The organism is Streptomyces sp. NBC_01439, assembly GCF_036227605.1.
Classification (GTDB): Bacteria; Actinomycetota; Actinomycetes; order Streptomycetales; family Streptomycetaceae; genus Streptomyces.
The window spans coordinates 8201212-8220731 of sequence record NZ_CP109487.1 but is presented as its reverse complement, the minus strand read 5'-3'; the positions used below and the strand labels follow the sequence as shown (position 1 = coordinate 8220731).

Annotated in this window: 16 protein-coding genes; 8 read left to right on the top strand and 8 right to left on the bottom strand. The window is 71.7% G+C overall.

The annotated features are described in order from the left end of the window. Positions 1-26: 26 nt before the first annotated feature. Together mltG and OG207_RS37370 are read right to left on the bottom strand one after the other, a co-directional pair. Positions 27-890 (bottom strand): endolytic transglycosylase MltG, encoded by an 864-nt coding sequence (mltG, locus tag OG207_RS37375; RefSeq protein ID WP_329105106.1) that lies wholly within the window; start codon positions 888-890, stop codon positions 27-29. A gap of 63 nt (positions 891-953) precedes the next feature. Next, complete coding sequence (locus OG207_RS37370) at positions 954-2816, bottom strand: ABC transporter ATP-binding protein (RefSeq protein WP_329105103.1); 1863 nt, start codon at positions 2814-2816, stop codon at positions 954-956. Positions 2817-2962: 146 nt separating this feature from the next. On the opposite strand from OG207_RS37370, the gene OG207_RS37365 reads away from it, so the two are divergent. From OG207_RS37365 to OG207_RS37350, 4 genes are all read left to right on the top strand, one after another. Further along, the gene (locus tag OG207_RS37365; RefSeq protein ID WP_329105101.1) at positions 2963-3427 is read left to right on the top strand and encodes a MarR family winged helix-turn-helix transcriptional regulator; all 465 of its coding nucleotides are present in this window, start codon (positions 2963-2965) and stop codon (positions 3425-3427) included. Between the two features lie 40 nt (positions 3428-3467). Beyond that, positions 3468-6404 (top strand): FAD-binding and (Fe-S)-binding domain-containing protein, encoded by a 2937-nt coding sequence (locus OG207_RS37360; RefSeq protein WP_329105099.1) that lies wholly within the window; start codon positions 3468-3470, stop codon positions 6402-6404. 160 nt (positions 6405-6564) lie between these two features. Then, positions 6565-8502: an ABC transporter ATP-binding protein gene (locus tag OG207_RS37355; protein ID WP_329105097.1), complete on the top strand. Its 1938-nt coding sequence runs from the start codon at positions 6565-6567 to the stop codon at positions 8500-8502. Next, on the top strand, positions 8499-10280 hold the full coding sequence (locus OG207_RS37350) for an ABC transporter ATP-binding protein (RefSeq protein ID WP_329105094.1): 1782 nt from the start codon (positions 8499-8501) through the stop codon (positions 10278-10280). The genes OG207_RS37355 and OG207_RS37350 overlap by 4 nt, the downstream gene beginning before the upstream one ends. 141 nt (positions 10281-10421) lie before the next feature. On the opposite strand, the gene OG207_RS37345 is transcribed toward OG207_RS37350, so the two are convergent. Both OG207_RS37345 and OG207_RS37340 read right to left on the bottom strand, forming a co-directional pair. Then, positions 10422-11594 carry a hypothetical protein gene (locus tag OG207_RS37345; protein ID WP_329105092.1) on the bottom strand — a complete coding sequence of 391 codons (1173 nt, stop codon included), beginning with the start codon at positions 11592-11594 and terminating at the stop codon, positions 10422-10424. Between the two features lie 146 nt (positions 11595-11740). Next, on the bottom strand, positions 11741-12532 hold the full coding sequence (locus OG207_RS37340) for a metal-dependent hydrolase (protein WP_329105090.1): 792 nt from the start codon (positions 12530-12532) through the stop codon (positions 11741-11743). 144 nt (positions 12533-12676) lie between these two features. Here OG207_RS37340 and OG207_RS37335 point away from each other — a divergent pair, with 144 nt between their 5' ends. The 3 genes from OG207_RS37335 to OG207_RS37325 all read left to right on the top strand — a co-directional run bounded on the left by OG207_RS37335 (position 12677) and on the right by OG207_RS37325 (position 16585). Next, entirely contained in the window at positions 12677-15199 is a 2523-nt protein-coding gene (locus OG207_RS37335) for a DEAD/DEAH box helicase (protein WP_329105087.1), read from the top strand. Positions 15200-15278: 79 nt separating this feature from the next. Then, positions 15279-16175: an acyl-CoA thioesterase gene (locus OG207_RS37330; protein WP_030009151.1), complete on the top strand. Its 897-nt coding sequence runs from the start codon at positions 15279-15281 to the stop codon at positions 16173-16175. Between the two features lie 8 nt (positions 16176-16183). Beyond that, positions 16184-16585, top strand: coding sequence for a YchJ family protein (locus OG207_RS37325; protein WP_329105085.1), 402 nt, complete (start codon positions 16184-16186; stop codon positions 16583-16585). Here the strand turns inward: OG207_RS37325 and OG207_RS37320 are convergent. Beyond that, a complete protein-coding gene (locus tag OG207_RS37320; protein WP_329105084.1) occupies positions 16549-17376 on the bottom strand; it encodes a DUF6397 family protein in 828 nt (275 codons plus the stop codon). The genes OG207_RS37325 and OG207_RS37320 overlap by 37 nt on opposite strands. A 113-nt stretch (positions 17377-17489) precedes the next feature. Beyond that, on the bottom strand, positions 17490-17888 hold the full coding sequence (locus OG207_RS37315) for a roadblock/LC7 domain-containing protein (protein WP_189734290.1): 399 nt from the start codon (positions 17886-17888) through the stop codon (positions 17490-17492). A 106-nt stretch (positions 17889-17994) separates the two neighbouring features. Here OG207_RS37315 and OG207_RS37310 point away from each other — a divergent pair, with 106 nt between their 5' ends. Further along, a complete protein-coding gene (locus OG207_RS37310) occupies positions 17995-18432 on the top strand; it encodes a PPOX class F420-dependent oxidoreductase (RefSeq protein ID WP_329105081.1) in 438 nt (145 codons plus the stop codon). Between the two features lie 26 nt (positions 18433-18458). On the opposite strand, the gene OG207_RS37305 is transcribed toward OG207_RS37310, so the two are convergent. Both OG207_RS37305 and OG207_RS37300 read right to left on the bottom strand, forming a co-directional pair. Continuing rightward, positions 18459-19136, bottom strand: a complete 678-nt coding sequence (locus OG207_RS37305) for a GTP-binding protein (protein WP_329105080.1) — start codon at positions 19134-19136, stop codon at positions 18459-18461. Then, on the bottom strand, positions 19136-19516 hold the full coding sequence (locus tag OG207_RS37300) for a DUF742 domain-containing protein (RefSeq protein ID WP_329105078.1): 381 nt from the start codon (positions 19514-19516) through the stop codon (positions 19136-19138). Before OG207_RS37300 ends, OG207_RS37305 begins: the two co-directional genes overlap by 1 nt. Between the last annotated feature and the right edge of the window lie 4 nt (positions 19517-19520).

The following is a 19520-nucleotide window of genomic DNA, read 5'->3' as shown; positions in this document are numbered from 1 at the left end:
AGATCCGTCGCGAGGTCCACCGCCCCTCATTTCCCGGGGGGACCGGCCTGACCCGTGCGGGGGCCGGCGCCCGCGCGGATCCGGTTGAACTCCGCGACGTGCTTCTTGTGTTCCTCGTACGTCGTCGAGAAGCGGGTGTCCCCCGGCTTGACGGTGACGAAGAACAACCAGTCGTCGGGCGTCGGGGCGACCGCGGCAGCCATCGCCTGTAGTCCCGGGCTGTCGATCGGCGTGGGCGGTAGTCCCTGGCGTGCGTAGGTGTTGAAGGGGCTGTCGATCCGGGTGTCGCTCAGCTTGGTGTCGACGGTGCTGCGGTTCAGCGCGTAGTTGATGGTGGAGTCCATCTGGAGCGGCATCGACTTCGCCAGCCGGTTGTGCACCACCCGTGCGACCTTGGCCATGTCGGCGCGGCCCTCGGCCTCCGCCTCGATGATGCTGGCCAGGGTGGCCGTCTGGTACGGGGTCATCCCGTGGGCCTTGCCGCCGTCGGCGACGGCCTGGGTGGCGAGCTTCTGGTTCGCCGTCCGCACCATGTGCGTGAGGAGGGTGGCCGGGGTGGACTTCGAGGTCACCGGGTACGCCGCCGGGAAGAGGTAGCCCTCCGGGTTGCCCTTGGCCTCCGCGGGCAGGGCCAGTCCGGCGGTGGCCACCGCCGCTTTCGTGGATCCCGGCGGGAGCTTCAGCTCGCGGTCGACCGCGGCATACACCTGCGGGGCCCGCCAGCCCTCGGGGATCAGTAGCCGGCGCGGCGTCTGGGGCACTTCGCCACCGCGCAGCACGGGGATCAGGGCCGTCGCACCGAGGGCGAGCAGCGTGCCGAGGAAGAGCGCCAGCCGACCCCGGCGGGTCAGCCGGGAACGGCGTTGCGGCGGCCGGTGCTCATGGCGCATGCGGGAACGCTAACCCGCGATTCCTCACATTTTCGGCACCCGGCCGGTGTGCCGGTCGTACGGTCACACATTTACCGGAGCCAGCTGGGCGCCCTCGGGCGGTTCGGGCGCGAGCGCTGCGTCGCGGTCCCGGCGGACCAGGGCCGCGTACCGGCCGTCCACCTTGAGCAGCTCCTCATGGGTGCCGCGCTCGGCGATGCGCCCGGCGTCCAGGACCACGATCTGGTCGGCGTCGCGGACGGTGGAGAGGCGGTGCGCGATGGTGATGGTCGTGCGGCCCGCGGAGAGGTTGTCGATGGCCCGCTGGACGGCGTGCTCGGTACGGGTGTCGAGGGCGCTGGTGGCCTCGTCGAGGATCAGCACCGGTGGGTCCCGCAGGATGGTGCGGGCGATGGCCAGGCGCTGCTTCTCGCCTCCGGAGAACCGGTAGCCGCGCTCGCCGACCAGGGTGTCGTACCCGTCGGGCAGGGAGGCGATGTGGTCGTGGATCTGGGCCGCCCGGGCCGCCTCGGCGATCTCCTCGTCGGTGGCGTCCGGCTTGGCGAAGCGCAGGTTGTCGGCGACCGAGGCGTGGAAGAGGTAGGTCTCCTGGGACACCACGCCGATCGAGCGGGCCAGTGAGTCGAAGTCGAGGTCGCGCACGTCCACCCCGTCGAGGGCGACCCGTCCGCCGGTGACGTCGTAGAGCCGGGGCACCAGGTAGCTGAGGGTGCTCTTGCCGGAGCCGGTCGGGCCGACGACGGCGAGAGACCCGCCGGCCGGAACGGTGATGTCGATCCCCGAGAGGGTCGGACCGTTCTTGGCGTCGTACGCGAAGTGCACGTCCTCCAGGGTGACCTCGCCCTTGGCCCGGTCCAGCCGCACCGCGTCCGCGCGCTCGGTGATGTCCACCGGAAGGTCGAGGTACTCGAAGATGCGGGCGAACAACGCGAGCGAGGTCTGGATCTGCACACCCGTCGACAGCAGGCTGACGGCGGGACGGAACAGTCCCTGCTGGAGCGTGACGAAGGCGACGAGGGTGCCGACGGAGAGCGAGGGCGCGCCCGTCTGGAGGGCGATGCCGGCCGCCCAGTAGATGAGGGCGGGCATCGCGGCCATGACGATGCCGATGGTGGACATCCGCCAGCGGCCGGCCATGCTGGAACGCACTTCCAGACCGACGAGCTTCTCGGACTCGGCGGAGAAGGCGGAGGTGAGGGACTCGGAGCGGCCCATGGTGCGGCCGAGCAGGATGCCGCTCACCGAGAGCGACTCGGTGACCGTCGCGGCCATGGCGGCCATCTGCTTCTGCCGCTTCATGGTGATCTTCTTGCGCTCCCGGCCGACCCGCCGGCTGATCCACACGAAGACGGGGAGCAGGAGGAGCGAGACGAGGGTGAGCCGCCAGTCGAGCGCGAGCATGGCGACCACGGAGGCGACGACGGCCGTCAGGTTCGAGACGAGCGAGGTCGCGGTGGAGGTGACGGTGGCCTGCATGCCACCGATGTCGTTGGCGATGCGGGACTGCACCTCTCCGGTGCGGGTCCGAGTGAAGAAGGCCAGCGGCATCCGCTGGAGCTGCGCGTAGACGGCGGTGCGCAGGTCGTGCATGACGCGCTGGCCGACGGTGGTGGAGATCAGGGTCTGGAGCACGCCGAAGACGCTGGTGACGACAGCGGTGAGGATCATGCCGAGCGCGAGCAGGCTGAGCAGCCCGGTGCGGCCCTGCGGGATCGCGACGTCGAGTATCTCCCGGAGCATGAACGGGGAGGCGACGCCGACCAGCGAGGAGGCGCCGACGAGCAGGCCAACGACGGCGAGCCGACCACGGTAGGGCCGGAACAGCCCCACGATGCGGCGCAGCTCGCGCGGCTGCTCCGCCGGGGCGGGCCGGGCGGGGTCGACGGGGTCTTTCGACGGGATCCACTTCGGTTCGTCGTGCGGCATGGGCACCCTCTCGGGGGTCAGGAGTCAGGGGTCAGGAGTCAGGGTCGAGGTCCTCGCGATGTCCCCTTCGGCAAGGTCGGGGCCATTGGAGCATAGGTCATTGTTACCTATGCTCACAATGAATGGCATCCTGATATTCTTCCCGCATGAGCTCCGCCTCCGCCTCAGCCTCCGACACCGATCGCCTTCTCGCCGAACAGCTCCTGCGCCTGACGCGCAGGCTGCACCGGATCCAGAAGCGCCACATGGTGCCGCTCGGGATCACTCCCGCCCAGAGTCGTTTGCTGCGCCTCGTCTCGCACTACGAGGGAGAGCAGGCACCCCGTATGGCGGATCTCGCCGCCCGCCTGGAAGTCGTGCCGCGTGCGGTGACCACCCTCGTGGACGGCCTGGAGGCGGCCGGGTGCGTACGGCGCGCACCCGACCCCGCGAACCGCCGCGTCATCCGGATCGAGCTCACCGACACCGGCCGCGCCACGCTGCGCCGACTGCGCAACGCGCGAACCGACGCGGCGGAGGAGATCCTGGCTCCGTTGACCGCCGACCAGCGCGAAGTGCTCGGCGGTCTGCTGGCCGCCCTGTCGGACGCCCCGGCGGAGCGCACCTGCTGAGTAGGCCACCCGTGGGCCTCGACGAAGCGAGGGGTCGCAGATGCCGCTGCTGGAACCGAAGCCGGGGGCCCTGCGCCCCCGCAGCATCAGCGGCCCCGCGCCCGACCGGCTCGCCGGGCACCGGGCCGGTGGCACGCCCGAGCCGTTGCGCACCGAGCTGACCGAGCTGCTGGGCCCGGAGAAGGTGCTGTGGAATGTCTCCGACCTGGTCCGCTACGCCTCCGACGCCTCCCCCTACCGCTTCGTACCCCAGGTCGTGGTGATCGCCGAGGACATCGACGACGTCTCCGCGGTGCTCTCGTACGCCCACGGCCGGCAGCGCGAAGTCGTGTTCCGCGCCGCCGGGACCTCGCTCAACGGCCAGGCCCAGGGGGAGGACATCCTGGTCGACGTACGCCGTCACTGGGTCGGGATCGAGGTGCTGGAGGAGGGTCGGCGAGCCAGGATCCGACCCGGCACCACCGTGGCCCGGGCGAATGCGGCCCTCGCCCGGCACGGCCGGATCCTCGGCCCCGACCCGGCCAGCGCGATCGCCTGCACCCTCGGCGGGGTCGTCGCCAACAACGCGTCCGGTATGACGGCGGGCACCACCCGCAACTCCTACCGCACGCTCTCCTCCCTCACCTTCGTCCTTCCGGGCGGCACCGTCGTGGACACCGCCGACCCGCTCGCCGACGAGGAGCTGTCCCGCGCCGAACCGGCCCTGTGCCGGGGGCTGATGGAGATCAAGCGGGAGATCGAGGCCGATCCCGCGCTGGTCGCCCGCATCCGAGCCAAGTACGAGATCAAGAACACCACCGGCTACCGCCTCGACGCCTACCTGGACGGCACCACCCCCGTCGAAATCCTGCGGGGGCTCATGGTCGGCTCGGAGGGCACCCTGGGCTTCATCTCCGAGGTCGTCTTCGACACCCTCCCGCTGGACCGCGAACTCTGCTCCGCCCTGCTGTTCTTCCCCTCGCTGCCCGCCGCGGCCGCGGCCGTGCCCCTCTTCAACGGGGCGGGAGCCGTCGCCGTCGAGCTCATGGACGGCAACACCCTGCGCGCCTCGGTCAGCGTCGCGGGCGTGCCCGCCGACTGGGCGGACCTCCCCCGGGAGACCACGGCCCTGCTCGTGGAGTTCCGGGCGCCGGACGAGGCGGGCCGGGACGCCTGCGCGCAGCGGGCCGCCCGGCTCCTGGAGGAGCTCGACCTGGTCGCCCCGGCGGCTTCGATCACCAACGCCTTCACCGGCGACCCGAAGACCGTGGGCGGCTACTGGCGGGCCCGCAAGGCCTTCGTCACCGCCGTCGGCGGAGCCCGCGCCCGGGGCACCACCCTGATCACCGAGGACTTCGCGGTGCCGCCGTCCCGGCTGGCCGAAGCCTGCGAGGCGCTCCTCGCGCTCCAGGCGGAGCACGGTTTCGACGCGGCCGTCGCCGGTCACGCAGCCCACGGCAACCTGCACTTCATGCTCGCCTTCGACGCCGCAGACCCCGCTGACGTCGAGCGCTACGGGGCCTTCATGGAGGCCTTCTGCCGGCTCACCGTGGAGCGGTTCGACGGTTCCCTGAAGGCCGAGCACTCCACGGGCCGCAACATGGCCCCCTTCCTGGAGCTGGAATGGGGCCCCGCGGCCGCGGACCTGATGTGGCGCACCAAGCGGCTCGTCGACCCGGAGGGGGTGCTCGCGCCGCGCATCCTCCTCGACCGCGACCCACGGGCCCACCTGCGCGGCCTGAAGACCATTCCACAGGTGGAGGCCGTGGTCGACCCCTGCATCGAGTGCGGCTTCTGCGAACCGACCTGCCCCAGCGAGGACCTGACGACCACTCCGCGCCAGCGCATCGTGCTGCGCCGCGAAATGCTGCGCCAGCAGCCCGGTTCCCCCGTCTTGGACGGACTGCTCGCCTCCTACGGCTACGACGCGGTGGACACCTGCGCCGTCGACTCCACCTGCAAGCTCGCCTGTCCGGTCGGCATCGACACCGGGGCGCTGATGAAGGACTTCCGCCACCGCCGTCACGGCCCGCGCGAGGAAGCCGCTGCCGCGCTGGCAGCCCGGCGGTTCGGGGCCGCCGAGGCCGCCGCCCGGCTCTCGGTGGCCGCCGCCGACCGGGTCCCCTCGCGTGTCGGCGACCGGCTGCTGGAAGCGGTCACCGGGGCCGCGCGCAAGGCCGTGCGTCCGGACCTGGTTCCCCAGTGGTCGGCGCAGCTCCCCGGCGCCGCCGCCCGACCGCTGCCGCCGACCCGGCGGGTGGGCGCCGCGGCCGTGTACTACCCGGCCTGCGTCAACCGCATCTTCGGCGGCCCGGAGGGCCGGCCCGGCCCCTCCCTGCCCCAGGCCGTCGTGACCGTGTCGGAGCGGGCCGGACGGCCCGTCTGGATCCCCTCCGACGTCGGCGGCACCTGTTGCGCGACGATCTGGAGCTCCAAGGGCTACGAAGCCGGCACCCGGGTGATGGCCAACCGGATCGTCGAGGCGGCCTGGGGCTGGACGGCCGGTGGGCTGCTGCCGCTGGTCGTGGACGCCTCTTCCTGCACGCTGGGCATCGCGCGCGAAGTGGTCCCGTACCTGACGCCGGAGAACCGTGCCCTCCACGCAGAACTGCGGGTCCTCGACTCGATCGGGTGGGCCGCCGAGGAGTTGCTGCCGCGTCTGGAGGTCCGGCGCAGGGTGGGCTCGGCCGTGCTCCACCCCACCTGCTCGATGCGGCACTTGGGCGACGAGGACCGGCTGCGGGCGGTCGCCGAGGCGTGCGCCGAGGAGGTGGTGGTCCCCGACGACGCGGGCTGCTGTGCCTTCGCGGGCGACCGGGGAATGCTGCACCCGGAACTGACGGCCTCGGCGACGGCGCGCGAGGCCGCGGAGGTGACGGCGCGGGCCTTCGACGCGCACCTGTCGGCGAACCGCATGTGCGAGGTGGGCATGGACCGGGCGACGGGGCGGACCTACTACTCGGCCCTGCTCGAACTGGAGCGCGCCACCCGCCCGTGAGCGCCGGGGCGCGCAACCCCCGTGACCAGGCGCCCAGTCCTCCCCCGCTGCCGCAAACCTGCTGGCCGCAGCGTACGTCCCGCGGAAAACCGATTGCTCGGCGTCGGTCCCGAAGGCGAACCTTGCACGGTTTGGACCACTCGACCAGTCTTGGGGCGTCATGCAGATCAGCGATCTTCCGTATCCGGATCCAGGGGTACCGGACGCTCGGTCCGGCCCCCGGTTCCTGCTGTGGCTGGGGCGTGGCCAACTCGGCGGACAGCTCAAGAGCCTGTGCTGGGGGATGCTGCACTTCACCGGAGTCGCCGCACTGCCGTACGCGGTGGGCCTCGGCGTCGACGCGGTCGTCGACCGCGATCCGAACGGGCTGCTGCTCGTCGGCGCGCTGCTCCTGGTCACCGGCATCGCCATCTCGGTCGGCGATTCCATGCTCCACAGCACGGCCGTCACCAACTGGATCACCGCCGCGGCACGGGTGCAGCAGCTCCTGGCCCGCAAGACGGCCGAGCTGGGCTCCGCCCTCACCCGTCGGGTCGCCGCGGGCGAGGTGGTCGCGGTGTCCACGGGCGACGTGGAGAAGATCGGATGGTTCGTGGAGGCGGTCTCGCGCTTCCTCGCGGCCCTCTTCTCCGTCGTCCTCGTCTGCGTCGGGCTGCTGTTCTACGCCCCCGAGCTCGGCGTGGTCGTGGCCATCGGCGTGCCGCTGGTCGCCCTGGCCTCGCTACCGCTGCTGCCGCGCGCCACCCAGCGTGCCGACGTCCAGCGGGAGAAGGCGGGCAAGGCCACCGAGCTGGCCTCCGACACCGTCGCGGGCCTGCGCGTACTGCGCGGCATCGGCGGTGAGGAGCTGTTCCTCGGCCGCTACCGCGAGGCCTCTCAGGAGGTCCGCGAGGCAGCCGTGCGCAGCGCCCGGATGTGGGCGCTGATCTCGGCGATCCAGGTGGTGCTCCCGGGCGCGCTGATGATCACGGTGGTCTGGTACGGCGCCACGCTCGTCTCGGACGGGCGCATCGCCGTGGGCGAGCTGGTCGCCGCGTTCAGCGTGGTCGCGACCCTGCTCTACCCGCTGCGGCACTTCCAGGAGATCGCGATGGCGTACTCCTTCTCGCGTCCCTCCGCCCAGCGGGCCGCCCGGGTGCTGTCACTGACCCGGACGGACTCCGCCGGCGAACGCCCCGCGCGCACCGATCCGGTGCAGGCACCGGCCGCGGGCGGGGACCTCTACGACCCGCAGACCGGGCTGCTGGCCCCCGCGGGGCGGTTCACCGCCGTCGTGTGCGGGGACCCAGACCTCGCCGGGCGGCTCGCCGAACGCCTGGGCGGTCATCCGATGGACGGCGACCCGGTGTCGGAGGCCGGAGCCGGAGCCGGAACCGGGGCCGACGCGGAGGCCGACGCCAGGGCCGGTTCCGGGGCGGATTCCGGGGCTGATTCCGGGGCCGACGAGGCCGGGACGCCGTCCGTGCTCCTCGGCGGAGTCGCGCTGGACGAGCTGGAACTGGACACCGCGCGCACCTTGGTCCTCGTACAGGACAAGGATCCGGTGCTGCTGTCCGGGACCCTGCGGGAGCTGTTCGACGTACCGGCCTCCGGAGCGGTCGACTCCGGTGCGGCGCTGGGCGCCGCCCAGTGCGCGGACGTCCTGGACGCACTGCTGCAGTCGGCTCCGGACGGGGTCGAGGACCCGATGGACGCCCGGATCACCGAGCGCGGCCGGTCCCTGTCGGGCGGCCAGCGCCAGCGGCTCGCCCTGGCCCGGTCCCTGGTCACCGACCCGGAGGTACTGGTGCTGGACGAGCCGACCTCCGCGGTCGACTCGCACACCGAAGCGCGGATCGCGGACGGGATCGCGGCCCTGCGCGCCGGGCGGACCACGGTGGTACTGGCGTCCTCGCCGCTGCTGCTGGACCGCGCGGACCGGGTCGTGCTCATCGACGGGGGCAAGGCGGCGGCCGTCGGCACCCATCGCGAGCTGCTGCAGCGCGAGCCCCGCTACCGGGCGGTCGTCACCCGCGAGACCGACGAGGAGCAGCGGCTCGGCGGGTTGGAACTGACGGAGCTGGCAGAAGCACTCACAGAGATCGAGGAATCCGCATGATCGGCGTGGCGCCGCCAAAGTACGATCCGGCGGCCCCCGACTCGGCCGCGACCCTGCCCGTGGGCACGTCGGCGACCGTACGGGACTATGTGCGCGGCCTGTTCCGGCGCCACCGGCGGGCCTTCGTGGTGCTGGTGAGCGTCAACGCGGCCGCGGTGATCGCCTCCATGGTCGGCCCGTACCTGCTGGGCCGGATCGTGGACGACCTCTCGGCGGGGGCGCGCGAACTGCATCTGGGGCGTGTGGCCCTGCTGTTCACGCTGGCGCTGGCGGTCCAGACGTTCTTCGTCCGACTGGTCAGGCTGCGCGGGGCGATGCTCGGCGAGGAGATGTTGGCCGATCTGCGCGAGGACTTCCTGGTGCGGTCGGTGGGGCTGCCGCCGGGCGTGCTGGAGCGGGCCGGTACCGGTGATCTGCTGTCTCGGATCACCACCGACATCGACCGGCTCGCGAACGCGATGCGCGAGGCCGTGCCGCAGCTGGCCATCGGTGTGGTGTGGGCGGGGCTGTTGTTCGGGGCTCTCGCGGTGACGGCACCGCCGCTGGCGCTGGCCGCGCTGGTGGCGCTGCCGGTGCTGGTGATCGGCTGCCGCTGGTACTTCCGGCGGGCGCCGTCGGCGTACCGCTCGGAGGCGGCCGGCTACGCCGCCGTCTCTGCCGTGCTCACCGAAACGGTGGACGCGGGCCGCACGGTCGAGGCGCACCGCCTCGGGCCGGAGCGGATCGCGCTGTCGGAGCGGCGGATCTCGCAGTGGGTGGCGTGGGAGCGGTACACGCTCTTCCTGCGGATGGTGCTCTTCCCCGTCATCAACGTGACCTTCGTGACGATCCTCGGCTCGGTGCTGATGATCGGCGGCTTCTGCGTGATGCGGGGCTGGATGTCGGTCGGGCAGCTGACCACGGGCGCGCTCCTCGCCCAGATGCTGGTCGATCCGATCGGTCTGATCCTGCGCTGGTACGACGAGTTGCAGGTCGCCCAGGTCTCGCTCGGCCGCCTGGTGGGCGTGCGGGAGATCGAACCGGACGCGGGGGACGCGAAGGTGGCGCCCGAGGGCAGGGACGTGCGGGCCCAGGAGGTCCACTTCGGCTACCGGGCGGGCGTGGACGTCCTGCACCAGGTGTCGATGTCCGTGCCGCCGGGCACCCGGATGGCGCTGGTCGGCCCCTCGGGGGCGGGCAAGTCCACCCTGGGACGGCTGCTCGCGGGCATCTACGCGCCCCGGACCGGCGAGGTCACCCTCGGCGGGGCGCAGCTGTCGCGGATGCCCGCGGAACGGGTGCGCGAACACGTGGCCCTGGTCAACCAGGAGCACCACGTGTTCGTGGGCACGCTGCGGGACAACCTCCTCCTGGCGCGGACGGGCGCCGGCGACACCGAGCTGTGGGCGGCGCTGGCCGCGGTGGACGCCGACGGCTGGGCGCGGGCCATGGAGGCCGGCCTGGACACCGAGGTCGGTTCCGGTGGCACGGCGCTGACCCCGGCGCAGGCCCAGCAGATCGCGCTCGCCCGGCTGGTACTGGCCGACCCGCACACGCTGGTGTTGGACGAGGCCACCTCGCTGCTGGACCCGCGCGCGGCCCGGCACTTGGAGCGCTCGCTGGCCCGGGTGCTGGACGGCCGCACGGTCATCGCCATCGCCCACCGGCTGCACACCGCGCACGACGCGGACGTGATCGCGGTGGTCGAGGGCGGACGGATCAGCGAACTCGGCTCGCACGACGAGCTGGTCGCGGCCGGCGGGGCGTACGCCGCGTTGTGGCGGTCCTGGCACGGCTGAGCCGGGCCAGGACCGCCCGGGACGGGGCCGGGCGGCGGCTGGGACGGGGCCGGGCAGCGGCTGGGACCTGGTCCTCCCGCCGCCCGGCCGCCCCGCTCCGCCTACCCCCACGCCGTTCGCCCGTCCTTCACCCCCGCCTGGTCAGCCGGCGGGGATGAAAGCCTGCTTGCGGGCACAGGTCCAGATGACGGGGTGGGTGTCGCCCCCGGCGTCCTCGGCGGCGCCGCCGACGCGGTCGTCGTCGGTGACGGTGTACGCGGTGGTGAAGGCGTTCGGGACGAGTGCGGGAAGGGCGCGCATGGGGCCTTCACCGGTCCAGTACTGGGCCCGCACCAACGGGCTGTCCTGCGGCGGCGGCCAGGGGTACAGGAATTGACTGCCGATGCCGACCGAGACGTTCGTGCTCGGACTGATGCCCTCGAGGGTGCCGTTGTGGGCGGTCGGGAGCCGGGGCGCGTGGGTGGCCGGCCCGTAGGGGGCGACCCAGACGGTCGGTAGGTTGAGCCACTGCTCCTGAGGGGACACGTAGGTGCCGACGATCCGGCCCGAGTTGTCGATCTTCTGCGGCCGGTACTGGTGGTCGAGGCTGCCGAGGGGCGTGAGGGCGACGGGCCTGGCGTCCACGGCGGCGGACCAGAGCAGCCCGGGGCTGGTGGGTTGGTTGTCGTCGATGCCGGACGGCCCGAAGCCGGAACCGATGACCTGACCGGCGTTGTTGATGCCCGTCACGTAGTCGAGCCGGTAGCCGGGCGGCACGAAGAGTTTGCGATGGATCCTGCCGGCCGCCCATTCGAGGCCGGTGGTGACTCCGGGGTCGTCGTCCCAGCGGGTACCGACGATGTGGCCCCGGTCGTTGACGTCGCTGGCGGTGTGCCCGCCGGGCAGCAGGGTGACGGTGCGTGCCCCCGGCCGGTAGCTGAAGGCCAGGGTCCTGGTCCAGTCCGGGGTGGTCAGCGTGCCGGCCATGAGGCCGGACCGGTTGACCGCCTCCACCCGTCCGCCCGTGGTCCCGGCGGGCAGCGGTACGGCGAAGACCTTGGTGCCGATCCAGTACGCCGGCAGGTCGTGGGAGACACCGACCGACAGCCCGGCCGGGCCGATGTCGTTGACCTGGGTGCGGTGCAGCCACGGGTTCGGGTACGGGTCCTCGCCCGGGAGCGACTCCAGGATCCGCAGGGACGGTTTGCAGTGCGGCCCCGCGTCCGGCGTTCCGCCGGGCTCCGCCGCGGCGGTGTGGGCCGGTAGGGCGACGGTGAGCGTGGCGAGCATCACCCCCGCCAGGGTCGTACGGATGCTTCTGTTCCCCGTGTGCATGGATCCCCCCGGGTCCTGACGCGAGCCGACGGCACTGACGGCTCGTCGGCGCACATCATGGCCGCCGGGGAGGGAGCTGAACAGAAGGCCTCGGCGAACCCGGGGCGCGATGGTGCGTTCTCAGCCATCCGCCGACGGGGCAGGGGCTAGATGAAGCCGAGGGCCGAGGCTCCGCCGAAGGCGCCCAGCACGATGAAGACCGGCATGAGGACCTTCAGCTCCACCCAGCTGCCGGCGCGGAACCGCATCGCCTTCGGCGGGCCGATCGGGTACCAGCGCTTGCCGGCGATCGGCAGCGGCCACAGGACCGGGCAGCCGGACACGGTGAGCGCGTCGCCGATGTCGTGGACCAGGGCCCCGAGCACGATCGGCAGGCCGAGCCAGAGGTACTCCTGGCCCGGTCCGTCGAACAGCCAGTTCGCGCCGTTGCCGGGCTGGTCCAGTACCCCGGCCAAGATCCACGCGCTGGTTGCGCCGAGCAGCCAGACCAGGACGTCGCTGGACATCCGGGCAGCCCGCCACAGCAGGCCCTCGACCGCGAGCACCAGGTGCACGAAGAGCAGGGCGAGCACACCCCAGCGGTCGGCGGTGACGGCGAGCAGGGAGGACCCGCCGCCGATCAGGACGGCCCAGAGCCAGGTGTGCGTCAGGGTGCGGTGGCCCCCGGTGCGACGGGCGTCCTTCTTGGAGCGGGTGCCCTTGTAGACGGCGTAGGAGATCTTGTCGACCACCTCGCACACGCCTTTGGAGAGCGGACCGAAAGCCCGCGAGATCGTCGCCGACTTGTGGTCGAGGTCGGGGGCGAGGGCCGCCCCGGCGCAGATCAGCGCTCCGACGACGAGGACGGGCCAGGGCATGGGGTGTCCGGCGGCCGCGGTGGCGGCGCCCACCCCCAGCCAGGCCGCTGCCCCGGACAGTGAGTGCGCCGGACCCATCATGGTCGTTTCCCGCCCCGCTGGTGTGTGGTCGGGCCCGGTCGACGGTTTCGTTCGGGCCGCATCGACGGCACAGCGTACCGTCGGTGATCTTCATTCCGTCCGCCGGTTCCCTGATCCGGGGGGAAGCCAGGCAAGATGGGGGGTGTGACCCTCATTGATCAGCTCCCGCCGAACGCCGACCCCGACGCCCTCTTCGAGGCTTTCTCCTCGTGGGCGGAGGACCAGGGCATCTCCCTGTACCCGGCTCAGGAGGAGGCGCTGATCGAGGTCGTCTCCGGGGCGAACGTGATCCTGTCCACCCCGACCGGCTCCGGCAAGAGCCTGGTCGCCGCCGGCGCGCACTTCACCGCCCTGGCCCAGGACAAGGTCACCTTCTACACCGCCCCGATCAAGGCGCTGGTGTCGGAGAAGTTCTTCGACCTGTGCAAGCTCTTCGGCACGGAGAACGTCGGCATGCTGACGGGCGACGCCTCCGTGAACGCGGACGCCCCGGTGATCTGCTGCACCGCCGAGGTGCTGGCCTCGATCGCCCTGCGCGACGGCAAGCACGCCGACATCGGCCAGGTCGTGATGGACGAGTTCCACTTCTATGCGGAGCCGGACCGCGGCTGGGCCTGGCAGATCCCGCTGCTTGAGCTGCCGCAGGCGCAGTTCATCTTGATGTCGGCGACCCTCGGCGACATGAAGCGGTTCGAGGAGGACCTGACCCGGCGCACCGGCCGGCCCACCTCGGTGGTCCGCTCCGCGACCCGGCCCGTCCCGCTCTCGTACGAGTACGTCACCACGCCGATCACCGATACGATCACCGAGCTGCTGGAGACCCGGCAGGCCCCCGTCTACATCGTGCACTTCACCCAGGCCCAGGCGGTCGAGCGGGCGCAGTCGCTCATGAGCATCAACATGTGCACGCGCGAGGAGAAGGACAAGATCGCCGATCTCATCGGCAATTTCCGCTTCACCACCAAGTTCGGCCAGAACCTCTCCCGCTACGTCCGGCACGGCATCGGTGTGCACCACGCCGGCATGCTGCCCAAGTACCGGCGTCTCGTCGAAAAGCTCGCCCAGGCCGGTCTGCTGAAGGTCATCTGCGGTACGGACACCCTCGGGGTCGGCGTCAACGTCCCGATCCGCACGGTGCTGTTCACCGCGCTCACCAAGTACGACGGCAACCGGGTCCGCACGCTGCGCGCCCGGGAGTTCCACCAGATCGCGGGGCGCGCCGGCCGGGCCGGCTTCGACACCGCGGGCTATGTGGTCGCGCAGGCCCCCGAGCACGTCATCGAGAACGAGAAGGCGCTCGCGAAGGCGGGCGACGATCCGAAGAAGCGCCGCAAGGTGGTGCGCAAGAAGGCTCCCGAGGGCTTCGTCGCCTGGTCGGACACCACGTTCGAGAAGCTCATCGCCGCCGACCCGGAGGCGCTCACCTCGCGCTTCAAGGTCACCAACATCATGCTGCTGTCGGTCATCGCCCGGCCGGGCGACGCCTTCCAGGCGATGCGCCACCTGCTGGAGGACAACCACGAGCCCCGCAAGGCCCAGCTGCGGCACATCCGCCGGGCCATCGCGATCTACCGCTCGCTGCTGGACGGCGGTGTGGTCGAGAAGCTCGACACACCGGACGCGGAGGGCCGCACCATCCGGCTCACCGTCGACCTCCAGCAGGACTTCGCGCTCAACCAGCCCTTGTCCACCTTCGCCCTGGCCTCCTTCGACCTGCTGGACCCGGAGTCCCCCTCCTACGCGCTGGACATGGTCTCCGTCGTGGAGTCCACGCTGGACGACCCGCGGCAGATCCTGGCCGCCCAGCAGAACAAGGAACGCGGCATCCAGGTCGGCCAGATGAAGGCCGACGGCATCGAGTACGAGGAGCGGATGGAGCGGCTCCAGGACGTCACCTATCCCAAGCCGCTCGAAGAGCTGCTCTCCCATGCCTACGACGTGTACGCCAAGAGCCACCCGTGGGTCCGCGACCACCCGGTCTCCCCGAAGTCGATCATCCGCGACATGTACGAGCGCGCGATGACCTTCACCGAGTTCACCTCCTTCTACGAGCTGGCCCGCACCGAGGGCATCGTGCTGCGCTACCTGGCGAGCGCGTTCAAGGCGCTGGACCACACCATCCCCGACGACCTCAAGTCCGAGGACCTCCAGGACCTGATCGCCTGGCTCGGCGAGCTGGTCCGCCAGGTCGACTCCAGTCTGCTGGACGAGTGGGAGCAGCTGGCAAACCCGGAGGTGGAGACGGCGGAGCAGGCCCAGGAGAAGGCCGACCAGGTCAAGCCGGTCACCGCGAACGCGCGCGCCTTCCGCGTCCTGGTCCGCAACGCCATGTTCCGCCGTGTGGAGCTGGCCGCCCTCGACCACGTCAACGTGCTGGGCGAGCTGGACGCCGAGTCCGGCTGGGACGCGGATGCCTGGGGCGAGGCCCTGGACGGGTACTGGGACGAGTATGACGACCTGGGCACCGGACCCGACGCGCGCGGTCCGAAGCTCCTGCAGATCGAGGAGGACCCGGCGCACGGCCTGTGGCGCGTCCGCCAGACCTTCGCGGACCCCAACGGGGACCATGGCTGGGGCATCAGCGCCGAGGTCGACCTGGCCGCCTCCGACGAGGAGGGCCGGGCCGTCATCCGGGTCACCTCGGTCGGCGAGCTCGGAGCGCTCTGACCGTCCGCCACGTCCCGCCGTACCCGTCCGACTCGCCGTACCCGCCCGACTCGCCGGACCCGACACTGGAGATCCTCTGATGACGAACCCCGCCGAGAGACTGGTCGATCTGCTCGACCTGGAGCAGATCGAGGTCAACATCTTCCGCGGCGCCAGCCCGCAGGAATCCCTCCAGCGGGTCTTCGGCGGGCAGGTCGCCGGCCAGGCGCTGGTGGCCGCGGGGCGCACCGTGGAGAGCGACCGCCCGGTCCACTCGCTGCACGCGTACTTCCTGCGCCCCGGCATCCCCGGGGTGCCGATCGTGTACCAGGTGGAGCGGGTGCGCGACGGGCGGTCCTTCACCACGCGCCGGGTCACCGCGGTCCAACAGGGCAAGACGATCTTCAATCTCACCGCCTCCTTCCATCATCCGGAGGAGGGCAGCATCGAACACCAGCTGCCTCCTCACCACGTCCCCCACCCGGACACGCTCCCCAAGGTCGCGGACGAGATCCGCGAGCACCTCGGGGCGCTGCCGGAGGCACTGGAGCGGATGGCCCGCCGCCAGCCCTTCGACATCCGGTACGTCAACCGGCTCCGCTGGACTCCTGAGGAGCTCAAGGGATCCGATCCGCGCAGCGCGGTGTGGATGCGTGCGGTCGGCCCGCTGGGCGACGACCCCCTCATCCACACCTGCGCCCTCACCTACGCAAGTGACATGACCCTCCTCGACGCCGTACGCATCCCGGTGGAACCCCTGTGGGGCATGCGCGGTTTCGACATGGCCTCGCTGGACCACGCCATGTGGTTCCACCGACCCTTCCGGGCGGACGAGTGGTTCCTGTACGACCAGGAGTCGCCCATCGCGCACGGCGGCCGGGGCCTGGCCCGGGGCCGCATCTACGACGTGGAGGGAAGATTGCTGGTGTCCGTCGTCCAGGAAGGCCTCTTCCGTCCGTACCCCGCCAAGCCGTCCGAGCCCGCCCCGGAGAACTGAGCACACCCATGTCCACCCCTGCCGTCCCCTGCCCCTGCGGGCTGCCCGCCGCCTACCCGGAGTGCTGCGGCCCCTTTCACTCCGGTGCTCGCTCGGCGCCCACCGCCGAGCGGCTGATGCGCTCGCGGTTCAGTGCCTTCGCCGTCGGCGACACCGCCTACCTGCTGCGCTCCTGGCACCCCACCACCCGTCCGGACCACCTCGACCTGGATCCCGAACAGCGCTGGGAGCGGCTGGAGATCCTGGCCACCGAGCGAGGCGGGATGTTCGAGACGGAGGGCTCGGTGGAGTTCCGCGCGCACTACCGCGAGGGCCGTCACACCGGCTCGCTGCACGAGCACAGCAGCTTCACCCGCGAGGGCGGGGCCTGGGTCTACGTCGGCCCCCTCTCGCCCGTCGACTTCGACTGACCCCTCGCCCCCGCCAGGGCGAAGTCCAAGCTGGTGCGATACCAGTGGATCTCGTCCGGCGGGCCGGCCTTCAGCAACCCCGTCGCCACCGCGGCTGCCGCCGGAACCTGCGGGTGCCCGTACGGCGGGGGCGGGCCGAGGGCGGCCAGGACGATCCGCTCCGCCGGGTCGGGAACGGCCTCCAGCAACTCGTCCTCGGGCAGCACGGATGCCAGTACGGCGGCGCGCTCCCACGGGTCGGCGGTTCGTCTCAGCAGCAGCCCGACATGCCGCCCGCGCCACGTGCGCGGGCGCAGATCCACCTTGGCCGCCATCAGTTCCCGGTCCGCCGGGGGCGCGATCCCGCTCAGCATTCCCGGATCCCGCGCGGCGAAGCTCCGTAGCTCCGCGGTGAGGTAGAGCCACACCACGGCCCGGTACCGATTGATCCGGTAGCCGACCGGGACCACGTGCCCGCAGCGCGCGAGCCGCGTGAAGCGGCTCGGGCCGACCCCCACCACCTCGGCCGCGGCCTCCGCCCCGGCCACCGTCTCGACCCGCTCGCGCAGCGCGCCCGGCGGGCCCGTCACCGACCTGACCCGATCCAGCTCGGCCCGTGCGTAGCGCGCGGGCCCGGCGAGCGTGCGCGGACCGGCCCGCACGATCCCCAGCTGGACGGCCCTGGCGAACTCGTTCCGGCTCAGCCCCAGTTCACCTGCGGCCTGCGCGCCGCCCACCAGCACGTCCGCGGCGCCGTCGGCCACGGCGTCGTCGGCCACGGCGTCCCGAAGTGCGGTCCCCATCTGCTTCATTACGGTCCTCCCCCACGAGCAATGATTACTCTGTGTGAAGACCGTAACTCAGCGCAATGACACTCCGCGAGGCCTGTGGACAACTTCCCGGGCGGCGCCCGAATCGGCCCCGCTCAGCCGCCGGTGATCCGCCGCTCCGCAACACCCAGGTGCTCCCCCACCCGGTTGACCAGCAGCGTCATCTCGTACGCGACCTGACCGATGTCGGACTCGGCGGCGCTCAACACGCACAGGCTGCTGCCCGCGCCCGCGGCCATGACGAAGAGCGCTCCTTCGTCGTACTCGACCATCGTCTGCCGGACTTCACCGGCCCGGAAGTGGCGGCCGGACCCCTTGGCAAGGCTCTGCAGTCCGGCCGCGACAGCCGCCAGGTGTTCCGCGTCCTCCCGCGCCAACCCCGCGCTCGCCCCCGTGACCAGGCCGTCGTTGGACAGCACCACCGCGTGCCGCACCTGCTGGACCCTGCGCGTCAGGTCGTCCAGCAGCCAGTCCAGTTGCTTGTCCAGTGCCATTCCCAGCCCCTCCCCGTTGACGTCGGCCATATGGCCGCGCCCCACCCCGCGTACTTGTGCCGCAAGCCTTCCCCACCAGCGCCTTTCGGGCAAGGAGGATGTCCCCATGGCGAAGAAGATGACTGAAGAGGAATGGCGGGCGTTCGTCTCGCACTCGACCCGCACCGGAAAGCTCTCCACCGTGCGCGAGGACGGTAGTCCGCACATCGCTCCCATTTGGTTCGTGCTCGACGGCGATTCCTTCGTTTTCAACACCGGAAAGGACACCGTCAAAGGGCGCAACCTCACCCGCGACGGCCGGGTCGCGCTCTGCGTGGACGACGAACGGCCGCCCTTCTCCTTCGTCGTCCTCCAGGGCCGAGCCGAGATCAGCGAGTACGGCGACGGCCCGGACGAACTGCACGCCTGGGCGGCCCGGATCGCCACCCGCTACATGGGTGAGGAGCAGGGGGAGGCCTTCGCCCGCCGCAACGCCGTCCCGACCGAACTCCTCGTCAGGGTCCCGATCGACAAGGTGATCGCGCTCGCCGACCTCGCCGACTGACACCCGTCGCCGCCGCCCCGTCCCCTTCAGACGGAATCGGCCTGCGAGCCCACCGAGTCCAGCAGCCGGGCGGTGTGCACCCGCCCGGCGTACTCGACCAGCCGGATCAGCACTTCCTTCCCCGAATCCCGGTCCCGCGCGTCGCACAGCACCACCGGCGTCCCCTGTTCCAGGTCCAGGGCCCGCGCGACGTCGTGCGCTCCGTACCGCCGTGCGTCCGTGAAGCAGTTGACGGCCACCACGAACGGGATGCGCCGGTGCTCGAAGTAGTCCACCGCCGGAAAGCAGTCCTCCAGCCGCCGCGTGTCGGCCAGGACCACCGCGCCCAGCGCGCCGAGCGACAGCTCGTCCCACAAGAACCAGAACCGGTCCTGCCCCGGCGTGCCGAACAGGTACAGGGACAATCCGGACCGGATCGTGATCCGCCCGAAGTCCATGGCCACCGTCGTGGTCGTCTTCTGGTCCACGCCGCCCGTGTCGTCGACCAGTTCACCCGCCTCGCTCAGCGCTTCCTCCGTCCGCAGCGGCCGGATCTCGCTGACCGCGCCCACCAGCGTGGTCTTGCCCACCCCGAACCCGCCCGCCACCAGGATCTTCAGGGCGAGTGCGGCCAGCTCGGGGTCTTCCCCCGGACCGGGATCCACGCCCGCGTCCTGGACCGGGGCCGGGGCCGGTCCGGCAGTTCGATCGTCGTACTGTCCCATCAAAGCGCTCTCAATCCCTCGATGACTTCACGCAGAATCCGCTCGTCCGGCAGTTGTGCGGGTGGTACGGGCCGGCTGACCTTGACGTGCCCGCCCTCCAGCAGGTCCCCGAGGAGCACCCGCACCACTCCCACGGGCAGGTCCGCGTCGGCGGCCAGTTCGGCCACCGACTGGGTCTCGGACCGGCAGAGCCCGAGCAGTGCCCGGTGTTCGGGGCCCAGCAGGGACTCGGCCGCCCCGTCCGGGGCCGTCGGGTCGACCGCGACCAGCGCGATGAGGTCGAAGCGCACCCCGTGGGGTCCCGGCTTCGTGCGCCCGCCGGTCATGGCGTACGGACGGACGAGCGGACCCGCGTCGGCGTCGTACCACTGGCCGTTCATGTGC